A 22,829-nucleotide genomic window follows, 5' to 3' on the forward strand; every position below is an offset into this window, starting at 1 on the left:
AAAAGCGAAAAAACGCACCCGATAAGTTTTGTTTTCATAGGCTGAACTACTAAAACGCAAAACTGCTTTTCTTCAGCTTAAAAAGACCTTAAAAGGGATAAAAATTTGCTTAAAGGGGGGGATTTTTTACTTTCGTCTAAGTTCGTCAAGTCGTTTCTGTGATTTTTCAAGTATGTCTTTGTCGAATAGAACTTGATATTTTTTTTTGAGAATGATGCTCTCAAAACTAATGTCAAGCCTGTTTATTTCCCATAATTTTAAAAGACCTGAATGTAATTTGTCGGTACCAACGCTTATAAGCCTGCTTGCACCACCAATTGCACCATAATTATGGATATATGAAATTACATTCGTTGAGTTAATTTTTGCACCTAAGTCATTAGCTTCCTTAATGGTGTCTATAAACTCCTTTTCTAATTCTTCTTCAAGTTTTATAAATTCTTCTTCCTTAGTTTCAGCAGTCAAATTGTCGTTACTTAAAAGTTTTAATTTGTCATATTGAGTTACGATTTTTTTTAAGTTGTCAAAACGAATAGTGAATTGCTTTATTAGTTGGCTATCTTCACTTTGTATAATAAACTCGTGATTGTAAAATTCTGCTGAGTTAGTCCAGTTGTATGAACCTGCAATTACTTTTGAGTTATCAAAAATTGCAAATTTGTCGTGCAAGAACTTACCGGTTTTGGTTGGCACAATATATACTTGCCCGCCTCTTTCAATGAACTTATCATAAGTCAGTCTCTGATTTTCAAAATGGTCGCTGATTATAATTTCAACTTTACAACCACTATCTAATTTGTCAATAAGTTGTCCAAGCAAGTCTTTACTTGTAAGCCAAGCAACTGAAACTAAAATACTGTCTTTCGATTGATCAATATTTTTCTGAATCTTCTTTCTTATATCGTTGAATGATGCTGTTGTCATAAAGTTACCGCTTACTATTTATAGGTCAATAAAGCCAATGATAATTTAAAAATCTCTTAACCTTTGTATGTTTTTATATCACACCAAATATAGCTTTTTTTTCACAAATCATGGAAGGGGGATATTAAGCCTAAAAAGGATAAATGTGGAGGTAGGTGGAGTTTGTGGTTGGTGAAAAAAATCCATAGCTGAATAATTATCAAAACTTGCAAAAAATGAAAGTTTTGATAATGTTGGAGAGATGTCAAATAATTGCTTGAAGGTCTTCGATTTTTCTGTTAAAGCTTCTGCTGTCTCTGATTTCTTTAGTGATCTTTTCAGCATCTTCTGATTTGTCCCAAGCACCAAAAGCCTTTTCAAAAGTTTTACTTTTGAATTTAAGGTCAGATTTGATAGATTTTGTCAGCTTTGAAATAAGATCAAGCTTGCTTTTTGGATCTAAATTTTTAAGCAACTCTAAGTATCCATCTATTAGTCTGTTATTGAAGTCTGCTGTTTTCATAGTTACAAATATACAAATATTTTACCGTTTTTCTTATCAGTTCCAGTCCATTAATACTACTGAAATAGCATTTGCCACAAATTATTTATATCCAATCAAAAATGATAACAAAACTACGGCTGAACTAATTCCAGCATAGGAATCATTAAAACCATAAAAGTTGATTAAATTTTACAGCCATAATGGTACAGATTAGGGAGTTTATTGCATTATTTGTACCAAATCAATCCAAAGTCTTAGCTGATATACGTGAAATTGAAAGCAACTTAAGTTTTCCCCGCCGTGGTTGTGTGTTATCACCAACCTCAAATCTATTATACGGCTAATATTCTGCTAACAAAGATTCATAAGGTATTCTTAATTTCTTATGCAGTAGCCTTATCATGTTTAAAGACAGCTTTCTCTTTCGATTCAAAATTTCTGACACCCTGCTTTTGTATCCAATCACTTCTGCTAAGTCTTTATTACTCATATTCATTTGTTCCATTCGAAATCTAATAGCCTCAATAGGATCCGGTGCGTCTATTGGATAACGTTCATCTTCATATTTTTCAATCAGAAGGGTTAATAGTTCGGCTTCATCACCTTCTTTAGAATGAACAGGTGCATCGAAAATTTCATCAAGCCTCGCTAATGCCTTTTTGTATTCTTGTTCAGTTTTTATTACTTTAATTTTCATGTCTTAAATATTTTTAGCGTCAATACTATCATACTGTTTATGTGTTCCAATAAATCTTATGAAAACCCACTGTCTTTCATAGTTTATTTTAACAATCAGGCGGTATTTGTTCCCGCAAATATCAAATACCACTCGGTTTTCTCCAACAATGCTTGCTTTTGCATATTCTCTTTTGATGTCATTGGGAGAAGTCCAGTTTGCATTTGATGCTTCTTTATACCAAGTTTTCAATTGCTGCTCTGAATCATTGTATTTCCCCCAAAAATCTCTCAATATCTTCTTCGCAATTACTCTCATTATATAGAAGTTATACAACAAAAATAACAAAAAAGTTACCAAATTGGTAACTTTTTTTTAAAAAAAAGCTATAGAAATTTTCTACAAAGCGTGGTAAATTTTACGGTTATAAGCTGTAGTCTGTAATATTTTGAATCTTTCCTGAGTGCAGTTGATAAAAAAAACCAGGAACAAACACTTTACCCCCCCTTCAAACCCTAAACCTCAACTCAAAAACATTGACATTTTCATCCGGATTATGGTAGGAAATGGAAGCTTTATTCAATTCCATAATTTTTCGGGTTAATACTAATCCCAAACCAAAACCGGTTTTGTCCTTGCTGTTTTTTCCTCTGAAAAAATAATTAAATAATAGCTTTTCTTCTTCTTCAGAAATTGGGCTGCCCTGATTTATGATTTGTATCTTAAGTTCACTTTCTGATAAACAGTCTATTTTTATTTCTGCTTTTGCATTGTTGCTGTAAGTGGTGCAATTGTATAATAGATTCTGAAATGCTTGTCTGATAAGGATTTGATTAAGGTTTAACAAAAGCTTGCTTTCATTAAAGTCCTCCGGGATATAATTTATCTCAAATCGAAAATCCGGAAAGATAATATTCAACTCTTCTATCACATCAAAAATAATTTCATCAACTCTTACTTTTTGCATCTGAATCTCCTGCCCGGATTCAATTTTTGAAATCTCAAGTAACACATGTATGATATTGCCTAAAGATTTTGCTTTGATAATTTGATTTTGAATGGCCGGTCGGGCATCTTCAATAGTATCTGACTGCATGATTTTTTCAAGTTCTGAGACGATTACAGCTATGGGCGTTTTCAACTGATGAGAAATGTGATGGATGGTATGCTTTTGAAAAGAAAAAGCCTCGTTTGTCCTTTTCAGCAACTCATTGAAGCGTTCGGTTAGTTGCCTGATTTCGTAGGAGGAAGTTTCTAAAATCAATTTCGATGGCTCACTTCCCGGTTCATAATTATTGAGCTCTTCGGTAAGTGCTGTAATAGGCTTTGACAGTTTATTTGAAAGAAACTGAGATACAAAAATCACGGTGATGACTATGAATAAAAATATACCGGCTAAAACATTTCTCAAAAAAAACATTTTGGTAAAACCAAAGTCATCATAAGCCTTACTAATGGCATAATAGCTTTTTCCGTTTTTTACGGTATGCGTTCCTATGATATCATACTTACCTTCTTTTGATTTGTACCATTCGTTTTGTGGTGATAATTGACTTAAAATATTTTCAATATCCGGGCTTGGAATGTCTTCTTTACTGATATAGATGAGTTCTTTTTTTTCATTAAAAATTAAAAGTTTTTCATCATAAAAATCATATACAGTAAGAATATCCATGGTTTCCTGTATATCTTCATCGTCTTGTTTTACCTCTGTCAAAAGCTGCAAAGTCGTAATAATTCGTTCGTTTTGCTGCTGTAAAAACTCCTCTTCTCTGTAATCTGAAAACAAAAAATAGATAATGGTAAATGAAATTGCCGTAAGCACAATTACCGTTGTTGAAAAATAGACCAGTATTTTATTTCTAATTTTCATTTGTTTGAGTGTGGTTTTGTTTTTGCCATGAAATGCCGGAGTATTAGATTACTTGAATTAGTAACTATTCGGATTATCATTTATTTTCCCTTTTTCAACAATGAAACAATAGTATTTGATTAAAAATCATAAATATTAACAATGGAATGTATTTTTCACTTCACATCCAAATAATACCCATAACCCACTTTAGTTTTAATAGTGTTTTTGTCAAAAGGTTTATCAATTTTTTTACGTAAAAAATTCACATATACTTCAATAGTATTTGTATTTGCACCAAAAGATCTTCCCCAAATTTCTTTAATCAAATCTCCTTTAGAGATAATCTCCCCCTTATTTTCCATTAAGCGAAGCAGGATTTGATATTCCCTGGGCGTCAGTGTAATTTCTTTTCCCTGTCTGAATACTTTTTTTCGTGCATCATCAATGCTTATGTCATCGGCAACCAAAACAGACCTCTGAGCGTTTGCATTTGTGATTTTTTTTGACCGTTTCAACAGAGAATTAACTCTCATAATTAATTCCCGCATATAAAAAGGCTTTGTAAGGTAATCATCGGCGCCGCAATCAAAACCCTGTACCTTGTCTTCCAGCTCTCCAAAAGCTGTCAACATGATTACCGGTGTAGAAGTATTGTACGTTCTAAAGTCCTTACATAAGTCATAGCCGTTTTTGCCGGGCAGGTTAATATCCATAATCACACAATCAAAACTGTTTTTTTTCAGCATCCGCTCAGCAAGCAGGCCATCATAAACAAGCTCTATATGCATATTTTCTCCACTCAGGGCTTCCTGAATGTTTTGACTGAGTGTGTGATCATCTTCTATTAACAGAACATTCATAATAGCACAAAGATAAAAATAAGAGGATATTGATTTGAAAAAGGTCAGTAAGTAAATTTCCTTCCTAACAGATTATGCAATTAGTGAGCAGTAATTTATAAAGACACTTTTCTGAATTACTTTCTGCTTCCCTCACTTTGCTTATCTTCGTTTTTTAATACCTTAGTCTACTTTTTTAAAAAAAGCTTTTAGTAAAATAAAATTGTATGAATTGGAATAACTGCTTTTCTATGCGCAGGTTTGGATATGACACGCCCTCAGCAGAAATCAGAACGGAGTTTGAAAGGGATTGGGATCGAATCATTTTTTCAAGCCCCTTTAGAAGGCTTCAGAATAAAACACAGGTCTTTCCCCTGCCGGAAGAAATTTTTGTCCATAACAGATTAACCCATTCCCTTGAAGTGGCCAGCGTAGGCAGGTCTCTGGGGAAAATGGTCGGAGAAAAGTTGATTAATTTGAAAGAAATACAATTGGAAAAAAAAGCCGCTATTTTTTACAAAGAAGATCTCAAACATGTCATCGCATCTGCATGTCTGGCTCATGATTTAGGAAATCCGGCTTTTGGCCATTCAGGAGAAGAAGCGATTTCAAAATATTTTAAAAACAGAGAAACCGGCAATCCGGCAGATATAGCGTTTAAAGCACAATTTACAAAACAGGAATGGCATGATCTGACTAATTTCGAAGGAAATGCCAATGCCCTGAGAATTTTGACCTTACAACAAAATGGCAGATTGAAAGGTGGTTTCAGGTTGACATACAGCACACTTGCATCTATCATTAAATATCCATGCGAATCTTCTGCTTCTTTAGGCAAAAAAGGACCAAAACACAGAAATAAATACGGCTACTTCAAAATTGATGAAGAAACTTTTTTGGATATAGCTAAGGAAATGAAAATGTTTAGGGATGAATCGGCTTCTGAAATTGTTTATAAACGCCACCCATTTGTATATCTGGTAGAAGCAGCTGACGATATTTGCTACAACATTATTGATTTGGAAGATGCGCACCGCTTAAACATCATGTCTTTTGAAGAGGTTAGCGAATTGCTGATGCAAATCATCAAACAGGATGAAAAGGATTTACAAAAAGTAGAAAAAACGGTTGAAGAGTTAAAGTCAGATACCAACGAGGCTGTTGCCTATTTGAGAGCAAAAGCTATTAATACGCTTGCCGTAAAATGTGCAGAAGCTTTTATTCAACATAAAGAAGAAATCATAAAAGGGGAATTAGATGCTGCTTTGATAGACTGCATTCCGGGTTTGCAGGCAGCCTTAAAAGAAATATCAGATGTTTCTGTAAAAAAGATTTACAATTACAGGGAAGTTGTCAAAATAGAAATTGCCGGTTTCAGAATTATGTCCGGATTGGTGAAAGATTTTGTTGAAGCCGCTTTAACACCGGTAAAAAGCAGAAGTAAAGAACACCATAAAATACTTGAATTACTCCCAAAACAATTCACCTTTGATGAATCGGGCTCGCCCTACACTAAAGTTATGCATATGATAGACTTCATTGCAGGCATGACCGATATTTACGCATTAAAATTATATCGTAATTTGCGTGGAATTGAGATGTAAATTCAAGTAAATACTTGAGACTCAGTAAAAGGCTTTAAAAATTTAAAAAAACGACGACTCGTTTAAACTAATCATCTTTGTTAGAGCTGTTCAAAGTCCAAATTACTACACCGGCAATTGTAACTACACTAACGGCCAACAATGTAAGGTTTAGATTTCTTTGAATAGTTTTTGCTTTGTCAAGATAGTTTGAGCCAATACCCTGATCGGCTATGAAACCTTCTACTTTTTTTAATCTTTTTTCAATTTGATCTTTTGCTTGTTGCTTCAAATCCATAATTTATTTTTTTAAATAATTAAATAATTCATACTACTTGTTAACAAGCATTTTCATTGATTGTTTAGTTTTTTTCTGTTTATTTGAATTGTATCTCATAAGAAGGTGGAAACTACCTCTTGCAGTAAAAACTTACATTAACTTTATGATTCCTTTAATGATTCGATTTTATGCATCATTAATCGGGCAATATTTCCGGCTCTTAATTTAGCTTCATTGGCCACTTTACCTTCAAATAATTGATCAATAGTTGTATTAAATAGCAATAACCACTCCTCAAACTCAACTTCTGTCATTGGTGTCAGTTTGCTCAATGCAATATGTTTGATCATAGGATTTCCGGTAAAACTCTGTTCTCCCAATAAAATACTTGCCCAAAAAGAATACATCTTTGGTAAATGCTCTTCCCAGTCTATTTTGGCAACATCCTTGAAAATGTATCCCAGTTTTTTATTTTCTTTTACCGATTGGTAAAAAGTATCAACCAACAATACAACATCTTCTCTGGTTTCTATATCTTTCATATTTGTTTTTTTGGTAAAAGTGTTTTGAGAACTGGCTATTAATTATTTGCAATACACCTTTAATTAAAGCAAGTAATTAAACACAAAACGACTATACATTTTATTTATTAGAAAATAAATCAGTAAAGTGGGATTATTATAAAAGTAAAAAATAGAGTAAAAAGTATTTTAACACCATCTTACCAAACTACTATCGTTTTTTAGACATATCTTTTAATCGTTTTAGTCTTTCCGGTTCATTATTTTGAAGGTATTGGTCTTGACTTAAAATTTCATAAGCTAAGCCAAAATGAGTTGCAGCTTCTTTTTCCTTTCTTAGCAGCTGTTCTGTGTAATGGGTCACCCAAAATCAATAATTTTTGTCCGTTAGTGTTGATTATTAATATAGGAATTTTGGGAATCGAAGTTGTTCACAAAACAAATGAAACATATTAACGAGTAAGATGGATTTCTAAAGATTTATTGTATTTTGAAGTATAAATTGGTGAAGTAAATTATTGAAATACAATTAGTGTATGGTTTAACTTGAATTTAATTCTCATCTAGTTTGAATAATTGAATTAATAGAACATTCGAACAATCGAATAGTGAAGTAAAAAGAGCAGAATCAAAAGTTAATTTCAATAACGTTCTAATTTCTGATTTCTTCATTCAGATGTTCAATTGTTCAAGTCAACCATTCTCTTTGTACAATGGGTCCCCCAAATAAAGATTTTCTATCCGTATAGCACTTATTATCAATATATGAATTTGGGGCGTCGACGCCGCACACTAAACAGGAAACTACTATCGTTTTTTAGACATATCTTTTAATCGTTTTAGTCTTTCCGGTTCATTATTTTGAAGGTATTGGTCTTGACTTAAAATTTCATAAGCTAAGCCAAAATGAGTTGCAGCTTCTTTTTCCTTTCTTAGCAGAAACAGGTTCTCCCCCATTTCTTCATGCACATAACCATCAGGTGGAAGATCTTTTTCTTTTAATTCTTTAATCAGTTCCTGATGAATTTTTATGGCTTCTTCCGGGCGATTAAGTGACCTTAAAGTTCTGCCTACAGCCCATTTTGCAACTATAATACCTGAAGCATCATTTTGTTCTTTTCGCCATTCAAGTCCTTTTTCGAAGTACTCCAGAGCTTCATGGTAATGCTCCATATCATGAAATGACCAGGCAACATTATTATACAAAGCTCCCAGCCATTTACGGGTTCTCTCCTCTTCACTTTGTTCAGCTGTTTCAATTGCTATAAAGTTCCATTCAAGTTGGGCATCTTTAGTTTCAGCTATTCCCAACATATGTGCCGCATCAACAGCATAATATTCATGATTGTTCCCAATTGCGATCTCATAAGCCTTCACAAAGCATTCAATAGCCTCTTCTTTTTGGCCTTCACTATTATAGGTTCGCCCTCTTTCTAACCAATGGCGCACTGTAGGTAAAGTCATATCTTCAGTCAAATTACTATGTGCATAATCCAATAAAGCATGGGCATTGTCAAACTTATGCTGAAGTGATTGAGTTCTGGCTATCTGCGTATGCAACATTACATAATAAGCCATATCATCCATCTCCCGGGCAAGTGGAATGAGTTTTCGGAATGCGGCTTCCGTTTCAGCAGGTTTACTGTAATCCCACAATTCATCTATGTCCGGCAATTCGCCATTATTAGAATTGTCCATATCAAAAAGTAAAAAAGTAAGCAGTAATGTAAAAATCATAGTTAAAAAGTTCTTACGAAATTAATAAAATCAAACGGAATTTAAAGCTTAGTTTAAAAGAATAAAAACAAGAATAAATTATAAAAAGCTTTACTGTAAGCTTTGTTATAGATTTATTAACATACTTTTTGCTGTAGTTTAATTATTTTCAAATTACTTTTACAACTTTTAAAAAAGTATTAAATTCGGACATTGTATAAGATTACTAAAAAGGACTTTCATAAATGAATATCAGAATAATTTCAGCTATTTTCATGCTGCTTGCACTCCCCTGTTTTTTATTTTCTCAAAACATTCAAACAAAACTGGACGCTCTAAGTCAGGAGTATCAACAACTTAGTCGTCAAAAAGACAGTCTGAATACGAAAATAGAAGCGCTCAAACTGAACAGGATTATTGAAAAAATTCACGAAAGAGGACTTCCTGAAATAAATGAAGGTGAAGAGTACATTTGTCATTCAGCCATGTGTATTCTATTTTCAGAGGAACATTCTTTAGCCAAGTGGGTCGTTCACATACTTACAGGTGACATTGCAGAAGGCCGTGTCGGCAGATCAAATGATTTTAGGGCTGACCCGAAAATTTCCAATACCGGTGTACAGGAAGACTATTTTTTAATGTTTGAAAGAAATGACGGCAGCATTCGATATGATGGTTTTGGCTATGATCGCGGGCATTTAGCTCCATCAGCTGATTTTCGCTGGTCAGCAAAAGCCCTTTCTGAATCGTATTACTATTCCAATATTACACCTCAAACACCGGAGTTTAACCGTGAAAAATGGACGGAGATTGAGAGTTTCCTCAGAGATTATGTAACAAACAATCCTGAAAATGAGCTTTATATAGTAACCGCACCTGTTTTGGAAGATGATTTACCCCGTTTAGAAAGAGGTGTTAATAAATTGCCTATACCCGAATATCACTACAAGATAGCCATGGATTATGATGAAAAAATCGGAATTGCTTTTTTAGTACCTCAGGAAGATTTAATACACCCGATTGAATGGTATGCCGTAACTATAGATTCTATCGAAAGCCTAACGGGTATTAACTTTTTCGCTTCACTGACAGCTGAAGAAGAGGAATTGATAGAATCTCAATTTGATATTTCTAAATGGTATCCCGAAGGCGAACAAAGAGATATAATGCCGCTTAGAGCTGAGCAATTACCCAGAGGAGCTGTAAACACTATTGATGCCAAAACAAGAGTAAATCATTCCAGAAATACACAAGTTTGTGGTACTATCGTAAGCAGTCATCGTTCCGGTAACGGCAATATTTTTTTAAACCTGGACCGAAGATTTCCCAATCAGATATTTTCAGTAACTATCTGGGCAAGAGATGTAGTAAACTTTGATTACGAGCCGGAAATTTACTTAAAAGATAAGACCCTATGCTTTTTAGGTAGAGTAACTGAAAGTCAGGGTGTGCCGGGCATGCATTTATCTACACCAAAAAGAATTATGTTCATGGAATAAGCGAGATTTGTTTTTTGCTAAAATTCTAAAACCGGCAAATTTCTTAACTTTTTTAAAAATGGAATCTGCGATGAACCATATTTAGGCGTAATCCTGCTCCTACATAGAGTTCATTTATTGTTTCCTGATTTTCTATAGCACTGCTGCGGGCAATAAGCTGCAAATCTGCAAAAAAGTTATGTCTGATCTGGTAAGAAACTTTTGCATCCAATAAAAAACCATTTTCTCTCAATCCCTGAAGGGTTTCATTATCAAACTCCTGCTCTACAAGGTTAGCATTCGTAGCCCGGAAAATATCGCTTCCCCAATGCTCACCATCGCTATCAAGCCCTCTTCTCCAGCTAAACATATGTGTAGTGACCGAAAATCGCGGATGTGGCCTGTAATGGATAATTCCTACTATTTCATCGAAGTTTGCTCCTAAAGGATGAGCCAGCGCCTGATTATAATGGGTAAAAGAAGTGGCCGTATCCTGATGAGTAAACATATACGGACGAACATAATTGTATTCTAATTGCAAATCAAGATTAGGAATCGTAAAGGCATCCACATATTTTAAACCGGTCTGAAAAGCATACTTATTTGCCCACCAACCGGTACGATTTACCAGCTGACTGTAATTAAATTCATCTAAAGCAATTTGTCCGTAAAAGGAAAAACGCCTTAAAAAATCTACTCTGAACTCAGCACCGACTCTCACTTTATCAGGGCTTCCCAGGTCATGCTCTACAGCTCTGTACAAAATCACCGGATTTAAATACTGTAATTCATATCCGTTTCTACCGGTAAAGGTTACGGACTCAAACAATCCCAGCTCCAGCCAATGTGTCGGTTTAAAATGGAGATAATGAGCCGCCAAATACTTTTTATCTAATAATCGGTCTCCACCGCGTCTGTAAGTAGTTGTCATTTCAGCAAAAAGATTCTGATATCTGAATTTCCAAAAGCGACTGATTAAGCGCAAATGAAAGTATTGATTGGCATGGTCGGATAAAAGCAAGGAGCGGTAACCGTGTCCGATAAAATTTCTGCCATGCCCAAAAACTATGTCAATATGGTCTGCAACATTAAAATGCACATGTGCCGAAGGACTTAAAAAATCCACTCCGGTATCTTTAAAATTTTTATAAAACCCTTCTCCCGGCACAGCTTGTCCCTTGCGTATATGGTCACGAACATATTCCGGTCCCCGATATTGATTGTCCGTAATAAAAGAGTAAATACCTATTTTATCGGATAAACGGGCGGTCAATTCAAAACCTCTGGTATTTATAAAAAGATTATCTTCACTTCCACCCTGCTGAAAATAATGTATATAGTGAATAACCGGATTCACTTTCAAAAAATATGGCTCTTCATTTACAGAAAATAAAGCATCCGGACGTGTGTAAAATGTATTAAAAACAGACCTTTCACTTTCTATCAGTGTGTCTTCCACAAAATCATTGTGTTCTGCTATTTGATGCATCAGCCAAAAACGATCGGTTGCTGACAAGGACTCCTTATTTTGGTAAACGTGTGATAGCTGAGCAGCTAATTCCTTATTATTAAAAGGGTATAAACTGTTAGGTAGGTCAGGAATATCTTTTTTAAATTTAATTTGCCAGCGGTCATACAAATGATAAATATCTCTGTCTATAGGTTTATAAGTACTTTGCGCATAGCTAAATCCAAAAGCACAAATGAATAGAAATAAAAGCAGCTGTTTAGGTATTGACTTAAAAAGTTTCTTCACGATCAAATGATTTTAATTTTCGCATGACAAATAAAAGTACAAATAAAGCAGCTAATCCAATCAAAGTAAACTGAATAGCAGACGTATACTCCCCAAAAAGGAATTTTCCACTGCTGAACAAGACCATATAAGCAAAGATAACGGCTGATATCCAGGCTACAAATAGCCAGGGCAAATTCTTGCTGTCTGTTTTTGAATTTTCAGACACCCCTGACCACCAGCCTCCCGGTCTGACTTTATTATAAAATCTTTTCAACACAGACATATTTTCCGGAGGAGTTAAAAAAGTAAAACTCAACCAGGAAATAGTAGTCACTAAAATAATTATAAAAAAACTTCCCGGAAACATCAACCAGGGGTATGCCGCTTCAAAAAGCAGCGCTTTATCTTCACTGCTGACATCCGGTCCGGGATCAAAGGTGCTCTTTAAAACCAATGTAATAATTTTTAAAACTGCAAGTACTATAAATGGTGTAATCGTCGCTGAAAACTCACTCCAGACATTAATTCTCCACCAAAACCACCTTAGTATCAGTACCATTCCCAAACCTGCTCCACACTCAATTAAGAATGTCCAAACACCGGAAACTGAGTCCATAAACAGTGTCACAAAGAGAGCTGCTGCCATTAATATCCAGACAGCAATTTTAGAGAAATAAATATCTTTCGGACTTTCCTCACCGGGAGAAATAAAGCGCTTGTAAAAATCATTGATTACATAGCTGCTCCCCCAGTTCAATTGGGTAGAAATAGTACTCATATAAGCGGCTATAAAAGCCCCCAACATCAAGCCTTTCAATCCGGCAGGCATAAAATCAAGAATGGCTCTGACATAACCCTCCCTTTGTGTCTCGGGAGTAAGTTCCGGATAAATAATTAAAACACAAAGCCCTACGATAATCCATGGCCAGGGTCTTAAACAATAGTGCGCTAACTGAAAAAATAAAGTAGCAAAAATAGCATGCCTTTCATTTTTAGCACTCATCATGCGCTGAGCTATATATCCACCGCCCCCCGGCTCAGCACCCGGATACCAGCTGGCCCACCACTGAAACCCCATATAGGCTAAAAAACTTCCGGCGGTGATTGTTAAAACATTCACCTGTTCCATTGCTGTAGCTCCCCCAATAGATGGGAAAAACGAAAGCGTTCCTTCAAAATTTGTATTTAATTGTTCCCTTAAAGAAGCCAGCCCTCCAATTTCAGGTGAGTTAACAACAAATACAGCCAATAAAATGGATGCAGACATGGCAACTACAAACTGAACGGCATCTGTAACTGCTATACCTTTTAATCCCGCATAGCTGACATAAAAACTTACTGAAATCATTAAAAATGCTGTGGAAAGCAAGGCTTCCATTTTTGAAAGGTCGAAGAAAATTTCCAAAACAGTCATCATGGCCAGATTTACCCAACCCATAATGATGATATTTAAAAAAAGACCTAAGTACAAGGCTTTAAATCCTCTGAGCATGGCTGCTCCTTTTCCCCCGTATCTCAGTTCAATTAGCTCAACTTCTGTTAATACTTCGGCACGCCTCCAAAGTCTGGCAAAAAAGAAGGTAGTGAGCATACCTCCCATCAAAAAATTCCACCATAGCCAGTTTGCAGACACTCCTCCCGAACCGACCAATTCAGTAACCGCCAAAGGTGTATCGGCAGCAAAAGTAGTAGCTACCATAGAAATGCCGGCTAGCCACCAGGGTAAATTACGACCTCCCAGAAAATAAGCAGTTAATCCCTTTGAAGAAAACTTTCTATATGAAAGTCCTAAAGGAATGATAATCAGGAAAAATAAGGAGAGTATTAGCCAATCTATGCTTTCCAATGCCTGTAATTTAGTCGTAAAACTAACAAACTATCAGAAACAGCACCTAATTTGGAGAAAACAATTTTTAAAATTCATTAAGCGTATGTAAAATAATCTCTGCACATTCCTCTATATGTTCTCTGCTAATGGTCAAGGGAGGGGCAAAACGTATTTTATCACCGTGTGTAGGCTTGGCTAAAAGACCATTGTCTCTTAATTTTAAACAAATATTCCAGGCCGTATCTTTATCTTTGGAATCAATAACTATTGCGTTTAAAAGCCCTTTTCCACGCACATTCTTTAAAATCGGTGCGTTGCAGTTATAGAGTCTTTCTCTCAATAGATTTCCCATGGCCATAGCATTGTCAGCCAGATGTTCATCTTTAAGTACTTCCAAAGCTGTAACAGCAACTGCTACCCCCAAAGGGTTTCCTCCGTAAGTAGAACCATGCTGTCCCGGCTTAATAGTCAACATTATCTCATCATCTGCTAAAACAGCTGAAACCGGGAATACTCCACCGGTTAAGGCTTTACCAAGAATTAAAATATCGGGACGTACATCTTCATGATCGCAGCATAACATTTTACCTGTCCTGCTGAGACCGGTTTGAATTTCATCTGCTATAAAAAGTACATTGTGTTTTTTGCAAAGATTTGCTGCTGCTGAAAGGTATCCGTCATCCGGAACATTAACTCCTGCTTCGCCCTGTATAGGTTCCACTAAAAAGCCGGCTATATTACTATCTTGCAAAGCAGCTTCTAATGCTGCAATATTGTTATAAGGAATGATTTCAAATCCGGGCATTTTAGGGCCAAAACCTTCATAACTGGATGGGTCAGAGCTAAAAGAAATAACTCCGGTTGTGCGTCCATGGAAGTTTTCACTGCAAACGATAATTTTCGCTTTATTTTCCTGTATACCTTTTACTTCATAAGACCATTTTCTCGCAAGTTTTATTGCTGTTTCAACTGCTTCAACACCGGTATTCATTGGCAATACCTTATTATAACCAAAATAATTGGTGATATATTCCTCAAATCGACCTAACTGATCATTGTAAAAAGCTCTGGAAGTTAAGGTTAACTTTGATGCCTGCTCTATGAGAGTTTGAATAATCCTCGGATGGCAATGACCCTGATTTACAGCTGAATAAGCTGACAGAAAATCATAATAACGCTTTCCTTCCACATCCCACAAAAACACTCCTTCTCCCCGGCTCAAAACGACCGGTAAGGGATGATAGTTATGCGCTCCGTACTTTTCTTCGAGCTTTATTAAATCATTTGATGCTAAAACATTCATAAAAATTGTTTAAAGTTTGTCTCCTAATTGTTTTGACGTAAAGCCAAAAGGCATTAAATCACTGACCGAGCGAAAATAGTAATATCCTTCGTCTCCGGCAACTAACCAAAGACTGATTTTTTTTCCTTGACGAGCTTCATAGTCTATCAATGATTGTCTGCAAATTCCACAGGGTGCCGCAGGCCCGTTTGCCTTTGTTCTTTCTGACTGTATTGCAATAGCCAAATGATTAATTGCCATTCCCGGATGTAACGAGGAGATGGCTGAAAGTGTTGTTCTTTCTGCACATATTCCGGCAGGGAAAGAAGCGTTTTCCTGATTGGCGCCACTTATAATTTCTCCATTTTCCAATAACGCAGCACAGCCCACATTATATCCTGAATATGGAGCATAGGCTTTTTGAGTTGCAGATATTGCAGCATCTATGATTTCCCTGATTGATTCCGGAAGTTCATGATAAGCAGTAAAAATCTCATATTCTACACTAAATTTCTTTTTCATATTATTACCGCCAAATTTAGTAAAAAAACTACATACGCATCAGATATTAATAGTTTCGTTTTTTTACAGCTAACAAATAAATCTTACATTTGAAAAATAAATCTAAAAAAGCCTACACAAAATGACAGCGGATAAAAACATACTCGTTCTTGGTGCCGGTAAATCCAGTGGTATATTGATTAAGTATCTATTAGAGCATCTTTCTGAAATGGGCTACAAAACCATAGTTGCTGATTTAGACCTAAAAGCTGCTCAGGATAAAATTAAAAATAATCCAAACGGGAAGGCCGTTGAGTTATCTGCAAATGACTTTAATAAAATAACAGAACTGATTGATATTTCGGAAGTTATCATTTCTATGCTGCCCGCAACAATGCATCTGAAAATAGCCGAAATATGTCTTGATAAAAAGAAACATTTAGTTACCGCTTCTTACAAATCGCCCGAAATGGACAAGTTGGATGCCGCTTGTAAAGAAAAGGGACTTATATTTTTAAATGAATGTGGCTTAGACCCGGGAATAGACCATATGTCGGCCATGCAGGTCATCGATAAAATAAAGTCTGAGGGTGGTGAATTTAAAGGTTTTGAAACCTTTACCGGAGGTTTGTTGGCAAATGGACAAAACCCTAACCCGTGGAACTATAAGTTCACATGGAACCCTAAAAACGTAATTACCGGCGGTCAAGGTGTTGTCCACTTTATACAGGAAGGCAGGTTTAAGTATATTCCCTATCACCGGCTTTTTAACAGAACAGAAATTATCAAAATTCCCGGATACGGAGAGTTTGAAGGATATGCCAACCGAGATTCTTTAAAATACAGAGCTATTTACGGATTGGAAAATATACCTACTATCTACAGGGGAACTCTAAGAAGACCGGGTTTTTGCAAATCCTGGAATGTGTTTGTTCAGTTAGGCGCAACAGACGATACCTACGAAATGCAGGATGTTGAAAATATGACTCACCGGGATTTTATAAATTCTTTTTTAGCCTATAATCCCTATGATTCTGTAGAATTAAAATTAGCACATTATTTAAGATTAGAGCTGGATGGTGTTGAAATGCGGAATTTAAAATGGGTAGGAGTTTTTAAAGATACACCGGTAGGCTTAAAAAGCGGAACGCCGGCTAAAATTTTGCAACATATTTTAGAGAAAAAATGGACCCTTAATCCGGAAGATAAAGATATGATTGTAATGTGGCATAAATTTGATTACATCACTGAAGGAGTTAAACGACAAATGCAATCATCCTTAGTTATAGAAGGAAAAGATGCTGAAAATACAGCTATGGCCTTTACTGTCGGGATGCCGGTAGGTATAGCAACCAAGCTTATTTTACAAGGAAAAATTAAAGAAAAAGGAGTACAATTACCCATCAAACCGCATTGGTATAACCCTATACTGAAAGAACTTCAACAGCAAGGTCTGCATATGCAGGAATGGATGGTTGTTCCTCATCTCCAAAATGAAGATGATTTTTAATAAGGAAGATTGTCCACATTATAATGTTTATGAAATGACATACGGCAGACTATTAAATTACCTTATCTTTGGGATTTATTCATATTCTATAAATTGAGAATGGCCGATAAACTTAAGATAGGGATATTTTTCGGGGGAAGATCCAGAGAACGCGAAGTTTCTTTTGCCGGTGGACGCACTGTCTTTGATAATCTTGATAAATCTTTATTCGAAGCTGTACCTATTTTTGTAGACAGCTATAATAATTTCATACTACTTAACTGGCAGTATCTGTATAAAGGCAGTATTCGTGATTTTTATCCTCCTGTTGAATTTTTACCGGATTCACCCAATGCTTTTCAGATTTATGCAGACAGCCTGAATGCTGATAAAGAAACAGCTGTCAAAATGGCTAATAAATTGGGCACTGTTATTCCTGTAGAAAATTTATCAGAATCTATAGATTTTGCTTTTTTATGTCTCCACGGAAGTTTTGGAGAAGATGGTACTATACAAGGTTTGCTTGAATGGTGCAATATCCCCTATTCCGGTTCGGGAATTTTACCTTCTGCATTTGGGATGGATAAAGCCATTCAGAAAAAATGGATGCGTAACACAGAGTTTCTTTCAAAGCCTTTTTTAAATTTAAATCTTGAAAATTGGCAAAATCTTTCAGAAAAAGAAATAAATACACTCTATAAAAACACTTTAGATAAGCTTGGTAACCACTTTGTTATCAGGCCTTCCAGACAGGGTTCTTCTTTAGGAGTAAGCATATTAAAAGAAGCCGATATTCAGGAATTTACTAAGGCAGTGAATTATGCTTTTGGTCATATTACCATCACAAATACTTATTGGAACGGGCTCAGTGATTCCGCGAAAATTGATTTTGTAAGAAAGTCAGCTGATATACGGGAAGGCATTGGTTTTCCATTAAATGTAAACGGGAAAAGCATTTTTCATCCGGAAGAGTTGCTTGATGTTTTAAAAACACACTTTAGTAATAAAAATGCTGAAAACTGTTTATTGAGCTATTGGTATCCGGAAAGAGAAATCATATTGGAAAGTTTTATAAGCGGAAAAGAGTTTTCCTGCATCGTTTTGCGGGGACAGGATGGCAATGCTTTTGCACTCCCCCCTACAGAAATCCGAAAGAAAGACAATCTGTTTGATTACCGATCAAAATATCTCCCGGGTCTTTCCAGAAAAGTTACTCCTATTGAACTGAAAGCTGAATCTATAGAAAAAATTGAAGAAAACTGCTGTGCATTGTTTGATTACTTCAAATTTGAAGTATATGCGCGCATAGATGGATTTATAGATGATGAAGAAAATGTGTTCCTTAATGACCCGAATACAACCTCAGGCATGCTTCCATCTTCATTTTTCTTTCATCAGGCAGCTGAAATTGGGCTAAACCCATCTCAATTTTTAAGCTATATTATAGATACCTCTTTGCGGGAGTCTTACAAAAGAAATTACCTGCCAGGAAAAATAACAGAATTGAGAAAACGTCTTTCAGAAAAGCTTGAGATGAAAAAAAAGGACTTAAAACCCTTAAGGGTAGCTGTTATCATGGGTGGTTTTTCATCAGAAAGACACATCTCTGTAGAAAGTGGCAGAAATATATTTGAAAAACTTTCCGCTTCCGAGAAATATAGCCCGGTACCTGTTTTTTTAACCGGTAAAAGCGGAAAGCATGAACTCTATTTATTACCTGTAAATATCATGCTCAAAGACAATGCAGATGATATACGGGAAAATCTGGAACAGCCGAAAAAAAGCAAGTACATAGTTGAAAAAAGAAAAGCCGCCGGGCAGATAACGAATGTTTTTTCAAGCGGAGAAACCCACTTTGAACAAACGCCAATAAACTACAAAGAATTGGCTGAAATGGTTGATATGGTGTTTATAGCTTTGCATGGAAGACCGGGTGAAGACGGTGAAGTGCAGCAACAGCTTGAAAAATATAAAATCCCTTATAACGGCTCGGGTATAGAGTCTTCAAAGGTTACAATTAATAAGCACAAAACATTACAAATTCTCAGTCGGGAGGGTTTTCAAACGACACAACAGTTGTTAGTTAAGAAAAAAGATTGGGTTGCTAATAAAGAGCAAACATTGCAAAATTCAATGGCAAAACTTCCATTTCCTTTAATTGCAAAACCCGTTGACGATGGATGTAGCAGTGCAGTCATGCGCATTAGCAATAGCGAAGAGTTAGAAGCTTATGCAGAGCTGATTTTCAGGGGAGATAATTATCCTGAAGAAACAGCAAAAAAAATAGGCATTAAAATGTCGGATGAGTTTCCAAAAAAAGATGTTTTTTTAGCTGAAGCACTGATTGCCAAAAAACCGGATGATAAACTTTTTATGGAGATTACCTGCGGTTTGATGACTAATCTAAAAAATGGAAAGCTGAACTATGAAATTTTTGAACCTTCGGAAACTTTAGCCGGAAAATCAATTTTATCCCTTGAAGAAAAGTTTTTAGCCGGTGAGGGACAAAACATTACACCGGCACGCTTTCATCTTAGCGGAATGGATTACGACTATGTGGCAGGAAAAGTAAAAAATGACTTTGAAAAGGCTGCCCGAATTTTGAATATCGAAGGATATGCCCGTGTAGACGCATTTGTAAGAGTAACTGCCGGAGGTGAAGTACATACAATAATCATAGAATTTAACTCGTTACCGGGTATGACGCCGGCAACTTGTATTTTTCATCAGGCAGCTATTCAAAATTATACACCCTATGACTTTATTGATAATATATTAAATTATGCAGTTTCGAAACATAATTTCAAAGCTGGGCAGGTTTCTGCTCAGTAAGTTTTTTCTCATAAATCTGGTTTTAGCCATTTTGATTTTCATCACGGCTGTTTTGATGAGTGATTATTTATTAAAACGCTATACAAATCATGGTGAATCCATTACTGTCCCTGATTTACACAGCCTTACCATTGATGAAGCTGAAGGTCGGCTAAGGAATCTTAATTTAAGATTTGAAGTACTTGACTCTGCCTATGATGCAAACCTACCACCATTTGCTATATTAGATCAGGTTCCTATTCCTTTATCAAATGTAAAAGAATACCGTAAAATTTATCTCACCGTTAATGCAGCTAATCCACCGAGTGTTCAAATGCCTAATTTAATGGATAAATCTTTGCGTCAGGCAAGTTTTGAGCTGGAAAGCTTTGGTTTAATGGTAGGTGAATTAATTTATAAACCTGATTTAGCTCAAAATGCAGTTTTAGAACAGCTGTGGGATGAAATGCCGGTAGAACCGGGAACTATGGTTCCCAGAGGGAGTAAAATAGATTTAGTTTTGGGAGATGGACTTGGAAATGTAAGAGTTGGTGTGCCTGATTTACGCGGGCTTACTCTTTCAGAAGTCAGATGGCTGTTACTGGCATCGTCTCTTAACCTCGGATCGGTAATTTATTTGGATGAAGAGATAGCAGATACCTCAGCCACAATGGTTTACAGACAGATACCTAGTCCTGAGAATGATAATGAAATTAATTTGGGAGAATCTATTAATATCTTTATGACTACTGAAATGCCGGATTCTCTTAAAACCGGTAAATTCGGTTTTTTAGATGATACCACTGAAATTGATTTATATGATATTGAAAATCTTTTCTTTGAAGAAGATTAAACTTAAATAAACACATGCATTATTTACAATTCAAACGAACAACTCTATTGCTGTCTTTATGCTTTTTTGCATTTACCGGAAATATTTTTGCTCAGGAAGTTCTTTCTCCCTTAAGTGTAAACCCGGCTAAAGTATATTACCAAAAAAATGTTGTTAATCAGCCACATGGACTGAGAGATAGTGACACCCTGGAGTTGCCCTTTTTTGATGACTTTTCCGGTAAAGATATTTATCCGGACTCTACAAAATGGACAGACAGACACGTTTTTATAAACCGTTTTTATCCGACGAATCCTAAAACGCTGGGCGTTGCCACTTTTGACGGCCTTAATGAATTTGGACTTCCACATGTTGACAGTTTGAACCCGGGACCTGACGGACCGGCTGATACGCTTACTTCTAAGCCCCTTAATTTAAACCCTTTTGGACCGGAAGATTCTGTATATCTCAGTTTTCTCTTTCAGCCACAGGGAAAGGGAGACTGGCCCAATATTGGTGATTCTTTAGTTGTAGAGCTATTGTTTAATGGAGTAGAATGGAGAAAAGTATGGAGTGTAGACGGTTATACAACTCAAGTTAGCGATCCGGTTTTTAGACATGTAATGATACCGGTAACAGACCCTTTTTATTTTTATAACGGCTTTCAGTTTCGATTCAGGAATTATGCTACAATAACCGGAAATAATGATCATTGGCATGTAGACTATGTTAGAGTTGGTGCTAATCGAACAGTCAATGACACAATTATGAATGATGTTTCATTTATTGGAGTGCCTGATAATATCTTGAGAAATTACCGCTCAATGCCCTGGAATCATTTCTTTGACTATCAGGAAAATGAATTGAAAGAAGATTTTGAAATTCGTTTTAGAAACAACTTTAATGCGGCTAAAAACACCACTTATGAACTTGAGGTGAATGAGCTTTTTTCAAATACCAATTTAGAATATCAATCTCCTGTAGCTTTTAACTTTCAGCCTTTTGCAGAGCAAAGTATCTTTTTTGATACAGAGGATTTTACACCATTTCAGGATTTTCAAACTGATAGCGTTATCATAGAGGTTAAAAGTTATTTAAACCCTGCCGGTGACGTTAATCCTTTAAATGATACTATACGTTCAGAAAACAAGTTTTTTAATTACTTTGCCTATGACAATGGAAATGCTGAAAAAGCTTATGGTGTTGAGGGTGTAGGGCTAAAAGGTTTCGCGATGCGGTTTGATTTAAATGAGCCGGATACCGTAAGGGCAATTAAAATTCATTTTGCTCAAATATTGGAAGATGTAAGTAATATGCTATTCAGTATTTACATATGGAAAGAACTGGATTTGTCAAACACAGGAGAAGGAGACTCTGTGTTATATATTGGTGATTTTAAAAGACCACACTACATAGACGAGAGAAATGGATTTGCGGTTTATGTACCCGAGGAAGAGCTAATAGTCGATGGAAGTATATATATCGGTTGGCAGCAAACGGATGAAAGAAACCTTCAGGTTGGGTTTGATATCAGCAGAAACAGCAGTGACAGAATGTATTATCAATCCAATGGAATCTGGTATACTTCTGTTGTAAACGGAACTCCTATGATTCGGTTAGCCGTTGGCCCTGATTTAGGTTATATAGCTACGAATGTAAATGAACAGGCATTAAATTCAACTAATCGGGATGCATTATTTAAAATTTTCCCTAATCCGGGAAATGATTTACTGAATATTTCTATGCTGAACACTAAGGCTGAAGCAAAATCTGAACTGGAAATTTATGATATAAATGGCCGGCTTATTATTCGGGAAGAAATAAACGGAGCGAACTATTCACTTAATACAAATAGTCTCAGACCGGGTATGTATGTCGTTCGAATAACAAATGGACAAAGTACTGAAACCTACCGCTGGATTAAGCAATAAGTTTTTAGCTTTTATAATAACTGGCTTGCAAATTAAACATTCGGGCATACTTCCCTTTTTG

The 22,829-nt window shown here is 35.8% G+C and carries 19 protein-coding genes; 6 read left to right on the top strand and 13 right to left on the bottom strand.

Annotated elements, in window-relative coordinates:
* Positions 1-126: 126 nt before the first annotated feature.
* The 6 genes from EA412_09210 to EA412_09235 all read right to left on the bottom strand — a co-directional run bounded on the left by EA412_09210 (position 127) and on the right by EA412_09235 (position 4,799).
* On the bottom strand, positions 127-924 hold the full coding sequence (locus EA412_09210; protein TVR78254.1) for a hypothetical protein: 798 nt from the start codon (positions 922-924) through the stop codon (positions 127-129).
* A gap of 244 nt (positions 925-1,168) precedes the next feature.
* Positions 1,169-1,426 (bottom strand): hypothetical protein, encoded by a 258-nt coding sequence (locus EA412_09215; protein ID TVR78255.1) that lies wholly within the window; start codon positions 1,424-1,426, stop codon positions 1,169-1,171.
* A 322-nt stretch (positions 1,427-1,748) separates the two neighbouring features.
* A complete protein-coding gene (locus EA412_09220; protein TVR78256.1) occupies positions 1,749-2,105 on the bottom strand; it encodes a helix-turn-helix domain-containing protein in 357 nt (118 codons plus the stop codon).
* Between the two features lie 3 nt (positions 2,106-2,108).
* Complete coding sequence (locus EA412_09225) at positions 2,109-2,402, bottom strand: type II toxin-antitoxin system HigB family toxin (protein TVR78257.1); 294 nt, start codon at positions 2,400-2,402, stop codon at positions 2,109-2,111.
* Positions 2,403-2,592: 190 nt separating this feature from the next.
* A complete protein-coding gene (locus tag EA412_09230) occupies positions 2,593-3,957 on the bottom strand; it encodes a sensor histidine kinase (GenBank protein ID TVR78258.1) in 1,365 nt (454 codons plus the stop codon).
* Positions 3,958-4,112: 155 nt separating this feature from the next.
* The gene (locus EA412_09235) at positions 4,113-4,799 is read right to left on the bottom strand and encodes a DNA-binding response regulator (protein ID TVR78259.1); all 687 of its coding nucleotides are present in this window, start codon (positions 4,797-4,799) and stop codon (positions 4,113-4,115) included.
* Between the two features lie 206 nt (positions 4,800-5,005).
* On the opposite strand from EA412_09235, the gene EA412_09240 reads away from it, so the two are divergent.
* On the top strand, positions 5,006-6,382 hold the full coding sequence (locus EA412_09240) for a deoxyguanosinetriphosphate triphosphohydrolase (protein ID TVR78260.1): 1,377 nt from the start codon (positions 5,006-5,008) through the stop codon (positions 6,380-6,382).
* A 67-nt stretch (positions 6,383-6,449) separates the two neighbouring features.
* Here EA412_09240 and EA412_09245 read toward each other — a convergent pair whose 3' ends face one another.
* The 3 genes from EA412_09245 to EA412_09255 form a co-directional block, all read right to left on the bottom strand.
* Positions 6,450-6,659 carry a hypothetical protein gene (locus tag EA412_09245; GenBank protein ID TVR78261.1) on the bottom strand — a complete coding sequence of 70 codons (210 nt, stop codon included), beginning with the start codon at positions 6,657-6,659 and terminating at the stop codon, positions 6,450-6,452.
* Positions 6,660-6,802: 143 nt separating this feature from the next.
* A complete protein-coding gene (locus tag EA412_09250; protein ID TVR78262.1) occupies positions 6,803-7,183 on the bottom strand; it encodes a group III truncated hemoglobin in 381 nt (126 codons plus the stop codon).
* Positions 7,184-7,969: 786 nt separating this feature from the next.
* Positions 7,970-8,899, bottom strand: coding sequence for a tetratricopeptide repeat protein (locus EA412_09255; protein TVR78263.1), 930 nt, complete (start codon positions 8,897-8,899; stop codon positions 7,970-7,972).
* A 224-nt stretch (positions 8,900-9,123) separates the two neighbouring features.
* On the opposite strand from EA412_09255, the gene EA412_09260 reads away from it, so the two are divergent.
* Positions 9,124-10,377: a DNA/RNA non-specific endonuclease gene (locus tag EA412_09260; GenBank protein ID TVR78264.1), complete on the top strand. Its 1,254-nt coding sequence runs from the start codon at positions 9,124-9,126 to the stop codon at positions 10,375-10,377.
* 52 nt (positions 10,378-10,429) lie between these two features.
* On the opposite strand, the gene EA412_09265 is transcribed toward EA412_09260, so the two are convergent.
* The 4 genes from EA412_09265 to EA412_09280 all read right to left on the bottom strand — a co-directional run bounded on the left by EA412_09265 (position 10,430) and on the right by EA412_09280 (position 15,726).
* A complete protein-coding gene (locus tag EA412_09265; protein ID TVR78265.1) occupies positions 10,430-12,118 on the bottom strand; it encodes a hypothetical protein in 1,689 nt (562 codons plus the stop codon).
* The gene (locus EA412_09270; protein TVR78266.1) at positions 12,096-13,940 is read right to left on the bottom strand and encodes a sodium:proline symporter; all 1,845 of its coding nucleotides are present in this window, start codon (positions 13,938-13,940) and stop codon (positions 12,096-12,098) included. Before EA412_09270 ends, EA412_09265 begins: the two co-directional genes overlap by 23 nt.
* A gap of 67 nt (positions 13,941-14,007) precedes the next feature.
* Positions 14,008-15,225 (bottom strand): ornithine--oxo-acid transaminase, encoded by a 1,218-nt coding sequence (gene rocD, locus EA412_09275; GenBank protein TVR78267.1) that lies wholly within the window; start codon positions 15,223-15,225, stop codon positions 14,008-14,010.
* 9 nt (positions 15,226-15,234) lie between these two features.
* Positions 15,235-15,726, bottom strand: a complete 492-nt coding sequence (locus EA412_09280; GenBank protein ID TVR78268.1) for a cytidine deaminase — start codon at positions 15,724-15,726, stop codon at positions 15,235-15,237.
* 121 nt (positions 15,727-15,847) lie between these two features.
* Here EA412_09280 and EA412_09285 point away from each other — a divergent pair, with 121 nt between their 5' ends.
* The 4 genes from EA412_09285 to EA412_09300 all read left to right on the top strand — a co-directional run bounded on the left by EA412_09285 (position 15,848) and on the right by EA412_09300 (position 22,768).
* Entirely contained in the window at positions 15,848-17,215 is a 1,368-nt protein-coding gene (locus tag EA412_09285; protein ID TVR78269.1) for a saccharopine dehydrogenase, read from the top strand.
* Positions 17,216-17,314: 99 nt separating this feature from the next.
* Positions 17,315-20,026 (top strand): D-alanine--D-alanine ligase, encoded by a 2,712-nt coding sequence (locus EA412_09290; protein TVR78270.1) that lies wholly within the window; start codon positions 17,315-17,317, stop codon positions 20,024-20,026.
* Positions 19,977-20,858 (top strand): penicillin-binding protein, encoded by an 882-nt coding sequence (locus EA412_09295; GenBank protein TVR78271.1) that lies wholly within the window; start codon positions 19,977-19,979, stop codon positions 20,856-20,858. The genes EA412_09290 and EA412_09295 overlap by 50 nt, the downstream gene beginning before the upstream one ends.
* Before the next feature lie 14 nt (positions 20,859-20,872).
* Complete coding sequence (locus EA412_09300) at positions 20,873-22,768, top strand: T9SS C-terminal target domain-containing protein (GenBank protein ID TVR78272.1); 1,896 nt, start codon at positions 20,873-20,875, stop codon at positions 22,766-22,768.
* Positions 22,769-22,829: the final 61 nt, after the last annotated feature.

This window comes from Chitinophagaceae bacterium (genome assembly GCA_007695095.1).
Lineage (GTDB): Bacteria > Bacteroidota > Bacteroidia > Chitinophagales > REEL01 > REEL01.

Excerpts from the sequence above, each read along its gene's own strand:
- EA412_09235 (TVR78259.1), bottom strand. The coding sequence starts at position 4,799 with ATGAATGTTCTGTTAATAGAAGATGATCACACACTCAGTCAAAACATT.
- EA412_09240 (TVR78260.1), top strand. The coding sequence starts at position 5,006 with ATGAATTGGAATAACTGCTTTTCTATGCGCAGGTTTGGATATGACACG.
- EA412_09215 (TVR78255.1), bottom strand. The coding sequence starts at position 1,426 with ATGAAAACAGCAGACTTCAATAACAGACTAATAGATGGATACTTAGAG.
- EA412_09290 (TVR78270.1), top strand. The coding sequence starts at position 17,315 with ATGGCCGATAAACTTAAGATAGGGATATTTTTCGGGGGAAGATCCAGA.
- EA412_09285 (TVR78269.1), top strand. The coding sequence starts at position 15,848 with ATGACAGCGGATAAAAACATACTCGTTCTTGGTGCCGGTAAATCCAGT.
- EA412_09295 (TVR78271.1), top strand. The coding sequence starts at position 19,977 with ATGCAGTTTCGAAACATAATTTCAAAGCTGGGCAGGTTTCTGCTCAGT.
- EA412_09280 (TVR78268.1), bottom strand. The coding sequence starts at position 15,726 with ATGAAAAAGAAATTTAGTGTAGAATATGAGATTTTTACTGCTTATCAT.
- EA412_09300 (TVR78272.1), top strand. The coding sequence starts at position 20,873 with ATGCATTATTTACAATTCAAACGAACAACTCTATTGCTGTCTTTATGC.
- EA412_09225 (TVR78257.1), bottom strand. The coding sequence starts at position 2,402 with ATGAGAGTAATTGCGAAGAAGATATTGAGAGATTTTTGGGGGAAATAC.
- EA412_09220 (TVR78256.1), bottom strand. The coding sequence starts at position 2,105 with ATGAAAATTAAAGTAATAAAAACTGAACAAGAATACAAAAAGGCATTA.
- EA412_09230 (TVR78258.1), bottom strand. The coding sequence starts at position 3,957 with ATGAAAATTAGAAATAAAATACTGGTCTATTTTTCAACAACGGTAATT.
- EA412_09210 (TVR78254.1), bottom strand. The coding sequence starts at position 924 with ATGACAACAGCATCATTCAACGATATAAGAAAGAAGATTCAGAAAAAT.
- EA412_09255 (TVR78263.1), bottom strand. The coding sequence starts at position 8,899 with ATGATTTTTACATTACTGCTTACTTTTTTACTTTTTGATATGGACAAT.
- rocD (TVR78267.1), bottom strand. The coding sequence starts at position 15,225 with ATGAATGTTTTAGCATCAAATGATTTAATAAAGCTCGAAGAAAAGTAC.
- EA412_09260 (TVR78264.1), top strand. The coding sequence starts at position 9,124 with ATGAATATCAGAATAATTTCAGCTATTTTCATGCTGCTTGCACTCCCC.
- EA412_09250 (TVR78262.1), bottom strand. The coding sequence starts at position 7,183 with ATGAAAGATATAGAAACCAGAGAAGATGTTGTATTGTTGGTTGATACT.
- EA412_09245 (TVR78261.1), bottom strand. The coding sequence starts at position 6,659 with ATGGATTTGAAGCAACAAGCAAAAGATCAAATTGAAAAAAGATTAAAA.